This window comes from Stenotrophomonas sp. STEN008 (genome assembly GCF_056760435.1).
Genome location: NZ_JBRRET010000008.1, coordinates 37,226 through 51,999, shown reverse-complemented (window position 1 = coordinate 51,999; position 14,774 = coordinate 37,226). Strand labels below are relative to the sequence as shown.

The 14,774-nt window shown below is 67.3% G+C and carries 13 protein-coding genes; 7 read left to right on the top strand and 6 right to left on the bottom strand.

Annotated features, from left to right (window positions below):
- Positions 1 to 34 precede the first annotated feature (34 nt).
- Together ACVOME_RS06260 and ACVOME_RS06255 are read right to left on the bottom strand one after the other, a co-directional pair.
- Positions 35 to 808, bottom strand: coding sequence for a C40 family peptidase (locus ACVOME_RS06260; protein ID WP_429001022.1), 774 nt, complete (start codon positions 806 to 808; stop codon positions 35 to 37).
- Positions 809 to 939: 131 nt separating this feature from the next.
- Positions 940 to 1,479: a C40 family peptidase gene (locus ACVOME_RS06255; RefSeq protein ID WP_053516860.1), complete on the bottom strand. Its 540-nt coding sequence runs from the start codon at positions 1,477 to 1,479 to the stop codon at positions 940 to 942.
- Positions 1,480 to 1,590: 111 nt separating this feature from the next.
- Between ACVOME_RS06255 and ACVOME_RS06250 the strand changes: the two genes are divergently transcribed.
- From ACVOME_RS06250 to ACVOME_RS06220, 7 genes are all read left to right on the top strand, one after another.
- Entirely contained in the window at positions 1,591 to 2,073 is a 483-nt protein-coding gene (locus tag ACVOME_RS06250) for an FKBP-type peptidyl-prolyl cis-trans isomerase (RefSeq protein WP_053516805.1), read from the top strand.
- A gap of 99 nt (positions 2,074 to 2,172) precedes the next feature.
- Positions 2,173 to 3,417, top strand: a complete 1,245-nt coding sequence (locus tag ACVOME_RS06245) for a DUF418 domain-containing protein (RefSeq protein ID WP_481504841.1) — start codon at positions 2,173 to 2,175, stop codon at positions 3,415 to 3,417.
- Between the two features lie 3 nt (positions 3,418 to 3,420).
- A complete protein-coding gene (locus tag ACVOME_RS06240; RefSeq protein WP_368865400.1) occupies positions 3,421 to 4,671 on the top strand; it encodes an NAD(P)/FAD-dependent oxidoreductase in 1,251 nt (416 codons plus the stop codon).
- The gene (gene gorA / locus ACVOME_RS06235) at positions 4,668 to 6,026 is read left to right on the top strand and encodes a glutathione-disulfide reductase (protein ID WP_481504840.1); all 1,359 of its coding nucleotides are present in this window, start codon (positions 4,668 to 4,670) and stop codon (positions 6,024 to 6,026) included. The genes ACVOME_RS06240 and gorA overlap by 4 nt, the downstream gene beginning before the upstream one ends.
- Before the next feature lie 84 nt (positions 6,027 to 6,110).
- Positions 6,111 to 7,031, top strand: coding sequence for a DMT family transporter (locus ACVOME_RS06230; RefSeq protein WP_065181839.1), 921 nt, complete (start codon positions 6,111 to 6,113; stop codon positions 7,029 to 7,031).
- The gene (locus ACVOME_RS06225; RefSeq protein WP_231107755.1) at positions 6,938 to 7,366 is read left to right on the top strand and encodes an MGMT family protein; all 429 of its coding nucleotides are present in this window, start codon (positions 6,938 to 6,940) and stop codon (positions 7,364 to 7,366) included. The genes ACVOME_RS06230 and ACVOME_RS06225 overlap by 94 nt, the downstream gene beginning before the upstream one ends.
- 93 nt (positions 7,367 to 7,459) lie before the next feature.
- Positions 7,460 to 8,134 (top strand): rhomboid family intramembrane serine protease, encoded by a 675-nt coding sequence (locus tag ACVOME_RS06220; protein ID WP_053516819.1) that lies wholly within the window; start codon positions 7,460 to 7,462, stop codon positions 8,132 to 8,134.
- 49 nt (positions 8,135 to 8,183) lie between these two features.
- On the opposite strand, the gene ACVOME_RS06215 is transcribed toward ACVOME_RS06220, so the two are convergent.
- The 4 genes from ACVOME_RS06215 to ACVOME_RS06200 form a co-directional block, all read right to left on the bottom strand.
- The gene (locus tag ACVOME_RS06215; protein ID WP_065181840.1) at positions 8,184 to 9,770 is read right to left on the bottom strand and encodes a phytoene desaturase family protein; all 1,587 of its coding nucleotides are present in this window, start codon (positions 9,768 to 9,770) and stop codon (positions 8,184 to 8,186) included.
- Positions 9,767 to 10,249, bottom strand: a complete 483-nt coding sequence (locus tag ACVOME_RS06210) for a VOC family protein (RefSeq protein ID WP_197600341.1) — start codon at positions 10,247 to 10,249, stop codon at positions 9,767 to 9,769. The genes ACVOME_RS06215 and ACVOME_RS06210 overlap by 4 nt, the downstream gene beginning before the upstream one ends.
- Positions 10,250 to 10,371: 122 nt before the next feature.
- Complete coding sequence (locus ACVOME_RS06205) at positions 10,372 to 12,378, bottom strand: M13 family metallopeptidase (protein WP_481504839.1); 2,007 nt, start codon at positions 12,376 to 12,378, stop codon at positions 10,372 to 10,374.
- Positions 12,379 to 12,544: 166 nt separating this feature from the next.
- Positions 12,545 to 14,647 (bottom strand): M13 family metallopeptidase, encoded by a 2,103-nt coding sequence (locus ACVOME_RS06200; RefSeq protein WP_180876129.1) that lies wholly within the window; start codon positions 14,645 to 14,647, stop codon positions 12,545 to 12,547.
- Positions 14,648 to 14,774 lie beyond the last annotated feature (127 nt).

Sequence of the window (14,774 nt, the reverse complement as noted above, 5' to 3'; positions counted from 1 at the left end):
TTTCAGCTATCAGGCGGTGCCTGGAAAGGCGGCGTCAGAGCTCGACGCGGCGCGCCTGCATGAACTTGTTGCCCCAGTAGCCGCTGAGCAGGGTGTCCACCCGCACATCCTTGCCTGCGCTCGGGGCATGCAGGAAGCGGCCGTCACCCACATAGATGCCGACGTGGTCGACCCGGCCCTTGCGACCGAAGAACACCAGGTCACCCGCGGCCAGGGCGGCACGGTCGTTGATCAGCTCGGCGTTGTTGTCGTGTGCCATCTCGCGGGAGACGCGCGGCAGTTCGATGCCCAGCGCCGAACGGAAGACGTAGCCGACCAGGCCGCTGCAGTCGAAGCCGCTGTCCGGATTGCTGCCACCCCAGCGATAGGGGGTGCCGAGCAGGGTCATCGCCCGCCGCAGCAGCGACTGCACCTTGCCATTGTCGGCGGCGCTGCCGACAACGCTGCCATTGGCAGCGCTGCTGGTGTCGTAGTTGGCGAGCAGGCGGCTCAGATCGCCGGCGACCATGGCCGAGCGGTCCATCAGCGGAATGGTGTCGTTTGCGGCCAGGTGCGGCAGCAGGGCGGCCAGCGTGGCACTGGCGGCTGCATCGGTGCGGCTGCGCTGGGGGGCCGCGGTGTCGGTCTTGCCCGTCACACGTACGCCATTGTCGGTCGCCGGGACCGGAGCAGCGTCGGCGCGTGAGGGAACGGTCTGCGACCAGGCGGGGAGGCTGGTCAGGCACAGTGCCAAGCCCAGAAGAACAGGGCGGACACTACGCGGGGAAGCGGCGGTCTGGCCTTTGCACGTCAGGTCGTCAGTCGTCACGCGTCGGTCACAGAAAAAAAACGATGGGGCATCATGCCCTGTAAAAGCACTGATAAGTTAAAAATTCCGTTATAAAATCGTTATTTTCACTGTGACGTAATTCTCAATTTTGAACATGCCGCCTGTTCATTTTAGCGAAGGACGCGTTTGGCCCCTGTGTAGTGGTCCTTCCAGTAGGGCCCGCTGAGCGAGTCCAGGCGCACCGTGCCGCCGGTGCTGGGGGCGTGCACGAAGCGCCCCTCGCCGACATAGATGCCGACATGGGTGACGTTGCCGCGGCTGCCGAAGAACACCAGGTCACCCGTGGCCAGACGCTTCGGATCGATCCTCGGGCCCTGTACGGCGGCCAGGTCGCGCGAGGTGCGCGGCAGCTTCAGATCCAGCATCTCGCGGTAGACATAGGCGACCAGGCCGCTGCAGTCGAAGCCCGATTCGGGGGTGTTGCCGCCGTAACGGTAGGGCGTGCCGACCAGGCTGATGGCACGCATCAGTACTGAATTGGCGGCCTCGGGATTGTCCGGGGTGGTCGCCGGCCAGTGCGCCGACGGCGGGGGCGCCGCCGTCCGGGTGGCCTTGCCGCCGCCGCAGGCGGTCAGCAGCAGGGGCAGGACCAGCAGCAGGGCGGGCACGGACAGCCGGCGCGGGCCGGACGAAACTGGCGTGATGTGCATGTTCTCCGGATAATGCGCCACCTTGGATTGGCCGTCATGATGGCGGCGTCCCCGCCGGGCGACAACCCGCCCCAACCCGTCTGCCTCCGGCAGAACCAGACAGAGTCGCGCATGAAGATCGAAAAAGACCGCGTTGTCCGCTTCCACTACACCGTTTCCGAAGTCGGCCAGGAGCCGATCGAATCGTCCAAGGACCGCGGCGAGCCGCTGGCGATCCTGATCGGTCACGGCAACATCATCCCGGGCCTGGAAAACGCCATGATGGACAAGGAAGCCGGCGCCACCTTCAGTGTCGACGTCACGGCGGCCGACGCCTATGGCGAGCGCCGCGAAGGCCTGTCCCAGCGCGTGCCGAAGAAGCACTTCGGCAATACCAAGCTGGCGCCGGGCCAGCAGGTCGTGCTGCAGACCAACTTCGGCCCGCGTGCGGTGACCGTGCAGAAGGTCGGCATGAGCGTGGTCGACGTCGATCTCAACCATCCGATGGCCGGCAAGGACCTGCACTTCGACGTGGAAATCGTCGACGTGCGCGAAGCCGGCAAGGAAGAGATCGAGCACGGCCACGTTCACGGCGACGGCGGTCACGCGCACTGATCGCCCTGCGATCGTGACGGCAGCAACGGCCCGCTTCGGCGGGCCGTTGCATGTCTGGAACACCGCGCGCTCGTCCACGGCGCGCAGGCGGGCTGCATAATGAAGGACCTGCCCGCCGGATGTCCTGTGAACAGCGCTTCGTCTTCCCTGCAGCCGGTCGCCTCCGGCGACCGCATCGCCGTGCTGGACATACTGCGCGGGGCCGCGTTGCTGGGCGTCCTGCTGATGAACATGGAGGCCTTCAGCGGACCGCTGGACCTGGCATTCACTGGTATCGACGTGCGTTGGCAGGGGATCGATTACTGGGCCGACGCCTTCGTCTATGTGTTCGTGCAGGGCAAGTTCTTCACCCTGTTCTCGCTGCTGTTCGGCGCCGGATTCGCAGTGATGGTACAGCGCGCCGAGACTGCCGGCCGCGAGTTCACTCCGTTCTATCTGCGCCGCAGCGCCGGGCTCATGCTGATCGGCCTGTGCCACGCGCTGCTGGTCTGGTCCGGCGACATCCTGGTGCTCTACGCGCTGGCGTCGCTGCCCCTGCTGGCGTGCCGCGAGGCACCGCGCAGCTGGCTGCCGTGGATGGGCGTCATCGTCTACCTCGGTGGCGCGGCGATGATGCTGCTGCTCGGCGCCATGGTTTCACTGGCAACGCCGCAGGACGCGCAGCAGATGCTGGTCGACGCGCAGCAGAGCATCGCCCGGGAGCGCATGGTCTACGGACACGGCAACTGGATCCAGGCCTGCATCCAGCGCCTGCATGAGTTTGGTTCGTCGATGGGGGCGCTGCTGATCACCGGCCCGGCGGTGCTGGGCATGTTCCTGATCGGCAGTGGACTGGCCGGCAGTGGTGCCCTGGCCGCGCCGGAACGCCATCCGCGCCTGTTCGCGGCGCTGCGCTGGGTCGCCTTGCCGCTGGGCCTGCTGGTCACCGTGCTGGGTGTGGCCTGGAAACCTTACCTGGCACCCGGTGCCTACGACCTTGGAGTGACCTCGGCGATGGCGCTGGTGATGATCGGCGCGCTGCCGATGTGCCTGGGCTACCTCGCCTGGATCGTGCAGTGGCGCGCGCGGCTGGGCTGGCTGGCGCCGGTCGGCCGGATGGCGCTGACCCACTACCTGGGGCAGTCGCTGTTGTGCACCTGGGTGTTCTACCACCATGGCCTGGGCTATTTCGACGTGATGCCGCGCAGCGTGCAGCTGCTCTTCGCTGTGCTGCTGTTCGCCGCGCAGGTCGCGCTTTCCCATGCCTGGCTGCGCCGCTTCCGCTTCGGACCGATGGAGTGGCTGTGGCGGGCGATGACCTATCGCCAGTGGCCGCCGATGCGCCGCGAGGCTGGAAGGGGCTGACCGATGCAGGGGGCGCGCGATGACGTGATCGTGATCGGTGCCGGTGCCATCGGCCTGGCGACTGCGCTGGCGTTGTGCGGACAGGGACGGCAGGTACGGGTGATCGATCGTGGCCGCGTGGGCGCAGCGACGTCGTACGGCAACTGCGGCACCGTCACGCCCAGTCATGCACCGCCCCTGGCCGCGCCGGGTGTGCCGCTGCGTGCGTTGCGCTGGATGCTCGACCCACGCGCGCCACTGTATGTGCGCAGCCGCCTCGATCCCGCGCTGTGGCGCTGGCTGCTGCAGTTCAGCGCGCGCTGCAATGCGCGGCATTGGCTGCAGGCCACGCGCGCGCGCGCTGCGCTGTTGAATGATTCCCGCGTGCGCCTGGCCGAATGGGTGGGAACCCATGGGCTGGACTGTGAATTCGAGACGCGCGGCCTGGATTACGTGTTCGGTGATGCACGCAGCTTCGATCAGCATATCGCCCAGTGCGAGGCGCTGGATGCGCACGGCATTGCAACCCGCTGCATCGATGGCGGCCACTACGCACGCGACAATCCGGCGTTCCATGATCGGCTTGCCGGTGCGATCCATTTCCCCGGCGACGCGCAGCTGCGCCCGGACCGTTTCACTGCGGAGCTGGCGCGGGTACTGCGTGCGCAGGGCGTCGAGATCGACGAGCAGGTCGAGATGCAGGGCTTCAGCGGCGACGTACACGGGGTCCGGGTACAGGCCGGCGGACGCACGCTGCGCGCGCGCGAACTGGTGCTGGCCACCGGCCCGTGGTCGCCGCGATGGGCACGGCTGCTCGACCTGCGGGTGCCGATCCAGCCCGGCAAGGGGTACTCGCTGACCTGGTCGCGCCCGCCGTTGGTGCCGGCCCGTCCGGTCGTGCTGAAAGATCACTCCGTCTTCGTGATCGCCTGGCGCGACGCGCTGCGACTGGGTGGCACGATGGAATTCGCCGGTGCCGACCCGCAGCTGCGTGCGCAGCGCCTGCAGGCGTTGCAGCTGGCCGCTGATCGCCACCTGCGCATGCCTCGTGGCGCGCAGCTGCAGGAGCAGTGGTGCGGCTGGCGTCCGATGAGCGTGGACGATGTACCGTTGATCGGCCGCGCGCCTGCGCATCCTCACGTCTGGCTTGCGGCAGGGCATGGCATGCTCGGCATCAGCATGAGCGCCGGCACCGGCCAGCTGATCGCCGATCTCGTCTGTGGCCGCACGCCAGCGATCGATCCTGCCCCTTACCGACCCGAGCGATTCCGATGAACACGGCTTCCCATGATTACGACCTGATCGTCCTTGGCGGCGGCTCTGCCGGCCTGGCCGGCGCCATCCGCGCCGCGCAGTACGGCAAGCGCGTGGCGCTGCTGGAACCCGGCGAACTGGGCGGGACCTGCGTCAATGTTGGCTGCGTACCGAAGAAGGCGATGTGGCTGGCCGCCGATCTGCACGAGCGTATCGGCCTGGCAAGCGCGATGGGCTTCGATGTGCCGCCACGACCGGCACTGTCGTGGAAGGAACTGGTGATCCATCGCCAGGCCTATATCAGCAACATCCATACCAGCTACCACAAGCGTCTGGATGAAACCGGCGTGGTCCGCATTCCGGCGCGCGGCCACCTGCTCGACGCGCACACGGTGGCCTGCAGCGACGGCGTGCGCTACACCGCCGACCACATCCTGATCGCCACCGGAGCGCACCCGCAGCGTCCGGAAATCCCCGGCGCGGAGCTGGGCCTGGTATCCGACGACTTCTTCGAGCTGCGTGCGGCCCCGGCCGAGGTCGCGATCATCGGCGGCGGCTACATCGCGGTGGAGCTGGCCGGGCTGCTGCAGGCGCTGGGCAGCCGGGTGAGCCTGCTGGTACGCGGCAAGCGCCTGCTGGAACGCTTCGACTACGAGCTGACCGATCAGCTGGCGGAAAACCTCCGCCAGCAGGGCGTGCGCATCTACTTTGATTACCGCCTGCGCGAACTGCAGCGCGACGGTGAGCGCGTCCGCGCCTTCGGCCATGATGGCCCCATGGACAGCGTGTTCGACGCGGTGTTCTTCGCCACCGGCCGCCGTGGCAACAGCCGGGGCCTGGGCCTGGAAGCGCTGGGCATCGACATCGGCGAGCACGAGCAGGTGCAGGTGGACGAATGGCAGACCACGGCGGTACCCAGCATCCATGCCGTGGGGGATATCGCGGGCAAGGTGGGCCTGACCCCGGTGGCGGTGGCTGCATCGCGTCGGCTGATGGACCGTCTGTTCGGTGGCCGCCCACAGTCGAAGATGGACTATGAGAATGTGGCCAGCGTGGTGTTTTCGCATCCGCCGCTGGGGGCGGTGGGCATGGGTGAGGAGGAGGCGCGTGCCTGCTTCGAGCAGGTGACGGTCTATCACAGCCGTTTCCGGCCGATGCTGCAGGCACTGGCCAACGGTACCCAGCGCAGCCTGTTCAAGATGGTCTGCGCCGGGCCGGAAGAGCGCGTGGTGGGGGTGCACCTGCTGGGCGAGGCCGCGGACGAGATCCTGCAGGGCTTCGCGGTGGCGGTGAAGATGGGAGCGACCAAGGCCCAGTTCGATGACACGGTGGCGATCCACCCGACCTCCGCAGAGGAAGTGGTGCTGATGCGCTGACGCTGCGGTTGCCGCGTCGGGCCATGCGACAATGGGCGTCCACACGCACCCCCGGGCCGCCCTGCGCGGCCCGCCGCTGTTCCCATGTCAAGCTCCTCCCCGCGCATCGCCACCGCATCCCCACGCATCGCCCTGGGGGGAATCGGCCTGGCGGCGATCGGCGCCGTTGCCGCATCCGGCAAGGCGGTGATCGTCAAGCTCGGCCTGCGCCACGGTGTCGATGCGACCACGCTGCTGGCGCTGCGCATGCTGATGGCACTGCCCCTGTTCGCACTGATGGCGGTGTGGGCTTCGCGCCGTGTCGAGCCGCTGTCGTGGGCAGACCGGGCGCGCGTGCTGTGGCTGGGGTTCACCGGCTACTACCTGTCCAGCCTGCTGGATTTCCAGGGTCTGCAGTACATCAGCGTCACGCTGGAACGATTGATCCTCTACCTCAACCCGACGCTGGTGCTGCTGATCAACGTGCTGCTGGCGCGACAGCGGCCAGGGCGCTGGCAGGTCGCCGCGCTGGTGCTGAGCTACCTGGGGGTGCTGCTGGCGTTCGGCCACGATCTGCAGCGGGAGGGCGGGCAGATCATCGTCGGCAGCCTGCTGGTGCTGGGCAGCGCGCTCAGCTATGCGCTGTACCTGTTCGGCAGCGGCCAGGTGGTGGCACGGATCGGCGCGGTGCGCCTGACCGCCTATGCCAGCTGCGTGGCCAGCGGTCTGGTGCTGCTGCATTTCGCCATCACCCATCCGCTGCCACTGCTGTGGCAGGCACCTGCACCGGTGCAGTGGCTGTCGCTGGTCAACGCCACGGTCTGCACCGTGCTGCCGGTGCTGGCGATCATGCTGGCGGTGCAGCGCGTGGGTTCCTCGCTGGCAGCGCAGGTCGGTATGCTGGGCCCTGTTTCCACCATCGTGATGAGCCTATGGCTGCTCGACGAACCGATGGGGCCGGCGCAGATCGCCGGCACCGTGCTGGTCCTGCTCGGCGTGCTGCTGGTGACGCGTCTGCGCCGCTGACGCCGGACCACGCGCGCGCGCGCATCCTGGCGGTGATCCACGCGATCCCGCCGGGACAGGTGATGGGCTATGGACAGGTGGCGATGCGCGCGGGCCTGCCGGGGCGGGCACGCTTGACGGCACGCATTCTCGGCCAGAACGATGACCCGACACTGCCCTGGCACCGCGTGCTGCGTTCTGACGGGCGCATCGCCATGGCGGAGGGGTCGGCGGGCTGGCGGGAACAGTCGCAGCGGCTGCGCGCGGAAGGCGTGGTGGTGGAGAACGGCCGGGTGCGGATGCCGGCGTCCGACCCGGCGGCGGCGCTGGATGCCGCCGTGTGGGGACCGGGCTGAGCGCGACCGGGGTCTGAACGGGCCGCACGCGGCAGTCGCCGACACGACACGACGGTGCGGCTATGATGGAGACCGTTCCATGCCGGTGTCCCCATGTTCCCGCGACTGCCAACCGTCACCAAGGCCCTGCTGATCGCCAACGCGATTCTGTTCCTGTTGCAGCAGCCGTTCCTGCTCGGCAACCAGACCTTCGAGCCGTTCATGCTGCAGCCGCTGCAGCAGGGCTTCGATGCGTTCTCCCCGGGTGGCAACTTCCAGCCGTGGCAGCTGCTGACCTACGGCTTCCTGCACGGCAGCTTCGGCCACCTGTTCTTCAACATGCTGGCCGTTTTCATGTTCGGTGCGCCGCTGGAACAGACCTGGGGCGAGAAGCGCTTCCTGCTCTACTACCTGGTGTGCGTGGCCGGCGCCGGCGTCTGCCAGCTGCTGGTGGGGACGCTGCTGGAGAATCCGGCCACGGTGCTGGGCGCGTCCGGTGGTGTGTTCGGCCTGCTGCTGGCGTACGGCATGTTGTTCCCGAACCAGCGGGTGATGCTGCTGTTCCCACCGATTCCGATGAAGGCGCGCACGTTCGTGATCCTGTTCGGTGTCGGTGAACTGGTGCTGGGCATGACCGGCTGGCAGCCGGGCGTGGCGCACTTCGCGCACCTGGGTGGCATGTTGTTCGGCTGGCTGCTGATCCGCTACTGGCGCGGCCAGCCACCGTTCAACAAGCGCCGTCCCCCCGGCCCGCCGAACCGTCCGAATCATCTGCGCAGCGTCAAATGATCCGCAGGGTCATTTGATGCAGCAGGTGCCAACCGTGGTTGGCACACCCCTACAGATCCTGCAGGATCACCTGCGCGGCATTGTGGCCCGGCGCGCCGGTCACGCCGCCGCCGGGATGCGTGCCTGAACCACACAGGTAAAGCCCGGGCAGGGCACCGCGGTAGCCGGCCTGGCCGATCATCGGCCGCGCCGAGAACAGCTGGTTGGGACTGAGCGCACCGTGGAAGATATCGCCGCCCACCAGGCCGAACGTCCGCTCCAGATCCAGCGGTGACAGCACTTGCCGACCGAGCACGCTGTCGGCGAAGCCGGGCGCATACCGATCGACGGTGGCGATCATCAGGTCGGCGACGGTATCGCGATGTGCGTCCCAATGCCTACCCCCGGGCAGGACCGGTGCCACATGCTGGCAGAACAGGCTGGCGACGTGCTGGCCCGGCGGCGCCAGCGAATCGTCCAGCGTGCTGGGAATCAGCATCTCCACGATCGGCTCGCGCGACCAGCCGTCGCGCCGTGCATCCAGCCACGCGCGGTCCATGTAGTCGAGGCTGGGCGCCATGATGATGCCGGCACTGAGGTGCTCACCGGCGCCGGGCAGGGCGTGGAAGTCCGGCAGCCGCGACAGCGCCACGTTCATCCGGAAGGTGCCCGAACCGCAGCGCCACTGCGCCATGCGTTCGCGCGTCGCCGCGGGCACCTGCTCCGGTTCCAGCAACTGCTCGTAGAGCAGTTTTGGATTGACGTTGGCCACCACCACGCGCGCGCGCAGTACGTCCCCGCCGGCCAGCTCAACGCCCACCGCGCGTCCGTGCTCGACCAGCAGCCGCTTTACGCCGGCATCCACGCGCAGTTCTGCGCCGGCCGCGCGCGCCGATGCAGCGATGGCCTGGCTGATCGCGCCCATGCCACCGATCGCATGGCCCCAGGCGCCCTTCACTCCGTTGCATTGGCCGAACACGTGGTGCAGCAGGACGTAGGCACTGCCGGGCGTGTACGGACTGGCGTAGTTGCCGACGATGCCATCGAATCCGAACAAGGCCTTGATCGGCTCGCTTTCAAACCAGCGGTCCAGATAGTCGGCGGCCGACAGGGTGAACAGATCAAGCAGCTCCTGGCGCAGGGCAGGGGACAGTGCCGCCAGTTCCCGGCCGAGCCGGCCCATCCGCCACAGTGCCGGCAATGCGCGCCAGCCGCCTGCGACGCCGAGGTCCGGCGGCGCGCGCAGGGCCCAGGCGCGCAGCACGTCGGCGAAGACCTCCAGCCTCGCCTCATAGGCTGGCAGGCGCTGCGCATCCCGTTCGGAGAACTTCGCCACCTCGGCCTGGGTACGGCCGGGTGCCGACAGCAGATAGCGGCCGTCAGGCAACGGCAGGAAATTGTTGGCCGGGCGGGCGACGACGCGCAGGCCATGCGCGTGCAGCTGCAGCTCGTCGATCACCTTAGGCTGCAGCAGCGAGACGGTGTACGAGGCGACCGAGTTGCGGAAGCCCGGATGGAATTCCTCGGTGACCGCTGCGCCGCCGAGCACGCCACGGCGTTCGAGCACCAGTACTTTCCTGCCGGCACGGGCAAGATAGGCCGCGCAGACCAGGCCATTGTGGCCGCCGCCGACGATGACCGCATCCCACGCGGTCATGCGGTGCGGATCGCCGCTTCGATGGTGGCGATGTCGATCTTCTTCATCGGCATCATCGCGTTGAAGGCGCGCTTGGCCAAGGCCTTGTCCGGGCTGGTCACCGCTTCAATCAGCATGCGCGGACTGATCTGCCATGAGATGCCCCAGCGGTCCTTGCACCAGCCGCACTGGCTCTCCTGTCCGCCGTTGCCGACGATCGCGTTCCACAGGCGGTCGGTCTCGGACTGGTCCTCGGTCTGGATCTGGAACGAGAACGCTTCGCTGTGCCTGAACGCGGTGCCGCCGTTGAGCCCGACGCAGGGAATGCCGCAGACGGTGAACTCGACCGTCAGCACGTTGCCCTCCTTGCCGTCCGGATAGTCACCCGGTGCGTGATGCACGGCCGTTACCGTGCTGTCGGGCAGGATTCCGGCGTAGAACGTGGCGGCCTCGAGTGCTTCGCTGTCGTACCAGATGCAGATCGTGTTCTTGTGGGCCATGGTCGGGCTCCGCTGCAGGACGAAGGCGCAGCGATAGCATGCCGCGTGTTAATGGCGGATCGTGCTGCATGCGCAAAAAAAAAGGGCGCCCGAGGGCGCCCTTCGTGTCACGGCCGGCTGGCTCAGCGCCAGACCTTGATCTGCTCGGCATCGCTGCGCTGCATCGGCTGGCCGGCCTTGCAGCTGAAGGTGGCGCCGAACGCCGGGAGGTTGGCCAGCGTGCCGTTGGTGCGCCACATGCCCGGCGCGCGGATGTCGGCGGTCAGGCGGCGTGCGGCTTCGTTGGGCGACAGCTGCTGCGCCCACAACGCGGCCCAGGCACGGAAGAAGCCCTGCTGCTGGGCCGGCTTGGCCTTCGGCTCCTGTGCGGTGTAGGCCGCCCAGGCCAGTTCCAGGCCTGCGATGTCGGCCAGGTTCTCCTCCTGGGTCAACGTGCCGTTGACCTTGGCGCCCTTCACGCCCGGGAACTCATAGGCGCCGTACTGGGCGGCCACGCGGCTGCCGAGCAGGGTCCAGGCGGTCTTGTCGGCCGGCGTCCACCAGCTGCGCAGTTCGCCCTTGGCATCGACCAGCGCGCCCTTGGCATCGATGGCACGGGTCAGCTCGTGGCCGACCAGGCCGCCGAAGCTGCCGAACTTGTCGGCGCTGTCGGCCTTGGCGTTGAACACCGGGCCCTGCAGGATGGCCGCGGTGACGATCAGGCGGTTCTGCGCCAGGTCATAGGCCAGCGACGGCTGTTGCGGCAGCACGTCCCAGCGACGGTCGGCATTGCCCTTGCCGATGCGCTTCATCTCCTCGCGATGGCGCCAGGTCGAGGCGATCAGCATGTTGCCACCGAACGAGCCGCGGCCCATCGGCTGCACGGTGTAGTCGAGGTCGCGCAGCGGGGTGCCGATCTCGATCTTCAGCGCCGCCAGCTTGGCCTGTGCTTCAGCCTTGGCTTCGGCACTCATCCACGTGCTGTTCCTGACGGCCTCGATCTGCACCTCGCGGACCTTGTCGACGATCCATGCCGCCTGCCGGCGGTCTTCGGCCGAGAGATGGCGGGCAGCGTACTCGCGGCCGACCATCGGACCGGCCGCCACATTGATGGCATCGAGCACCGCTTCCCAGCGCTGCGGCGGCAGCGTCTGCCCGCGCAGTACGCGACCGCGGAACTCAAACTCGGCGTCCCGGTAGGCCTTGGACAGGTACGGCGCCATCGAGTCGCCCACGCGCCAGCGCAGGTAGGCCTTCCACTGGTCCGGCTTGAGCTTGGTGACCATGCCATCCAGCTGCTGGAACAGGCCCGGGTCGGCCAGCGACACCAGATCGTCGTTCACACCCTGTACTTTCAGGAACGCCTCCAGCTGCAGGTTGCGGTAGCGGCTGTTGAGTTCCTTGGTGGAGATCGGCGCGTAGTTGTTGAACGGGTTGTTGATGCCGGCCAGCGACTGTGCATTGCGCGCCAGCTCGGTTTCCAGCGCGATCACCGCCTGCGACTCCGCATCGAGCTTGGCTGCCGGCGTACCGGTCAGTGCCAGGATCTGCTTGACGTAGGTGCGGTAGCGGCCCATCAGCGCCACGGTATCGGCATCGGTGCGGGTATAGAACGCCGGATCCGGCAGGCCCATGCCGCCCTGCATGAAGTAGCCGATATGACGGTCCAATGCCTTCAGGTCGACGTCCGGACCGAAGTTGAAGGCGACCGGGATGCCGACCTGATGCAGTGCAGCGATCGACGCCGGCACATCCTTGGATTTCTTGATCGCATTGATGCGGGTCAGCAGCGGCGCGATCGGATTGGAGCCATCGGCTTCCACCGCCGCCTCGTCCAGGCCGCTGGCCCAGAAGTCGCCCAGCAGCTTCTGCACGTTGCCCTGCGGCGACGTCATGGCCGCATCGAGCAGTTCGCGCTGTTGCTGCCTGCTGCGCTCGACCAGCTGGCCCAGCGCGGTGGTGGCTCCGGTCTGCGGTACCGGGTTGGCCTTCAGCCAGCCAGCGTTGGTGGCGCTGTAGAAGTCGCTGCACTGGGCACTGACGGCCGGGGCGCGGGCGGCCTTCTTCTTTGCGGCGAACGCATCACGGCTCGGGACCAGGGTCGCAAGGCTGATGCCCAGGGCGATGGCAAGCGGACGGAAATTGGGCATGTAGAACGAATCCATGATGGATTGAGGGCGGGCGCACTATAGCAAGCCGCGCATGGGCGCAGCATGCACGTATCACGGTATGCCTGGCGGCCGTGGCGGGTCGCGCAAAAACAAGGGCCCGGGAGATCCCGGGCCCTTGCAGGTCTGCCTTGGCGTCAGCCGTGGCTTACCAGATCACCACCTGCTGCTCGCCGCTGCGCGCCATCGGTGCACCGGCCTTGCACTGGAACGCGGCCGCGAAGGTCGGCAGGTTCGAGGGCGCGCCCATCGCGCGGAACTGCGCCGGGGCGTGCGGATCGGTGGCCAGGCGGACCTTGGCGTTTTCCGGGGTGTACTTGGTACGCCACACGGTGGCCCAGTTGAAGAAGAAGCGCTGATCGCGGGTGAAGCCGTCGACCTTAGGATCTTCCTTGCCGGCCGAGGCCTTCTGCAGCGCATCGTAGGCCGTGGCCAGGCCACCCAGGTCGGCGATGTTCTCGCCCAGGGTCAGGTGGCCGTTCACGGCCTGGCCGTCAACCTTGTACTGGTCGAACTGCTTGACCAGCTTGCCGGTCAGGCCTTCGAAGTTCTTCTTGTCGGCCGGCGTCCACCAGTCTTCCATGTTGCCGGTCGGCCCGAAGCGCGCGCCCTGATCGTCGTAGCCATGGGTCATCTCATGGCCGATCACCGCACCGATGCCACCGTAGTTCAGCGCATCGTCTGCCTTCGGATCGAAGAACGGCGGCTGCAGGATGGCGGCCGGGAACACGATCTCGTTCTGCAGCGGGTTGTAGTAGGCGTTGACCGTCTGCGGGGTCATGCCCCACTCGGTCTTGTCCACCGGCTTGCCGATCTTGGACAGGTTGAACTTGTAGTTGAACTCGTTGGCCGCACGCACGTTGGCCAGGTAGCTGTCGCGCTGGGTCTGCAGACCCGACCAGTCACGCCACTTGTCCGGGTAGCCGATCTTCGGAGTGAAGGTTTCCCACTTCGCGATGGCCTTGGCCTTGGTTTCCTCGCTCATCCAGCTCAGGCCCTGGATGCGTTCCTTCAGCGAGGCAGCCAGGTTCTTCACCAGTTCTTCCATCTTCGCCTTGGCTTCCGGCGAGAAGGCAACCTTCACGTACAGCTGGCCGAACGCTTCGCCGGCATCGTTCTCGATGGTGCCCAGCACGCGCTTCCAACGCGGCTTCTGTTCCTTCTGGCCGTTGAGGGTCTTGCCGTAGAACGCGTAGTTCTCCTGGACGAAGGCATCGGCCAGGTACGGCGAGGCGCCATCGACGGTGTGGAAGCGCAGGTAGGCGCGCCAGACCGACGGGTCGGTGTCGCCCAGCGCCTTGCTCACTTCCTCATGGAAGGCCGGCATCGCCAGCGAGAACTTCTCCGGCGCAGCAACGCCCTGCGACTTGAAGAACTCGGTCCAGCTGAAGTTCGGGGTCAGCTTGTCGGCGTCAGCCAGGGTGACCGGGTTGTAGTACAGCTCCACATTGCGCGACAGTTCGACGCGCGACTTGGACGCCTTGGCCAGGCGGGTCTCGAACTTGACCACGTCCTCAGCCTGCTTGGCGGCGTCGGCTGCCGGGACGCCGGACAGTTCCAGCACCTTGGCGACGTGCGCCTGGTAGGCCTTGAGCTTGTCGGCGTTCTTGGCGTCGGTGTAGTACGTGCTGTCAGGCAGGCCCAGGCCGCCCTGGCTGGCGTAGGCCAAGTTCATGGTCGAGTTCTTGAAGTCGGCCTCGGCGCCGAAGCCGAACAGCACGTTCTCGCCCTTGGCTGCGCTGGTGCGCAGGTAGTCGGCGATGGCGGCCTTGTCCTGCAGGCCGTCGATGGCGGCCAGGTCGGCCTTCAGCGGCTCGATGCCCTGGGCGTTGATCTTGGCCTCATCCATGCCGGTGGCCCACAGGTCGCCGACGATCTTCTCGATGTGGCTCGGGTTCTTGACCTGCGCGACCTGCTCGGCCAGCTGGTGCTGCACTGCCACCGAACGCTCGTCGAGGATGGTGAACGCGCCCCAGCTGGTGCGGTCGCCGGGAATCTCGTTGGCGGCCAGCCACTTGCTGTTGACGTAGTCGCCGAATGCGGTGCAGGCGTCCAGGTTGGTGTCCAGATCGCTGGGCTGGAAGGCGTTATAGGCCGGCAGCTTGCTCTCATCCAGGGTGTAGGTGGTGGCTTCGGCGGCGGCCGGGGCAGGCGCGGCGGCCTCCTTGGCCGGGGTTTCGTTCTTGCCACAGCCGGCCAGCACGGCCGACACGGCCAGGCTGAGCAGCACGATCTTGGGAGTACGCGTGATCACTATGTTTGGCCTCCAGGCCGAGTGAGTCAGGGAAGAGCCGCGGGGACGGCCGTGGGCCGAACGATACGCCGCCAGCCTACCCCGCAAGGGTGTCGAAGGTCATGGGCGGGTGCAAGGGCCAGAA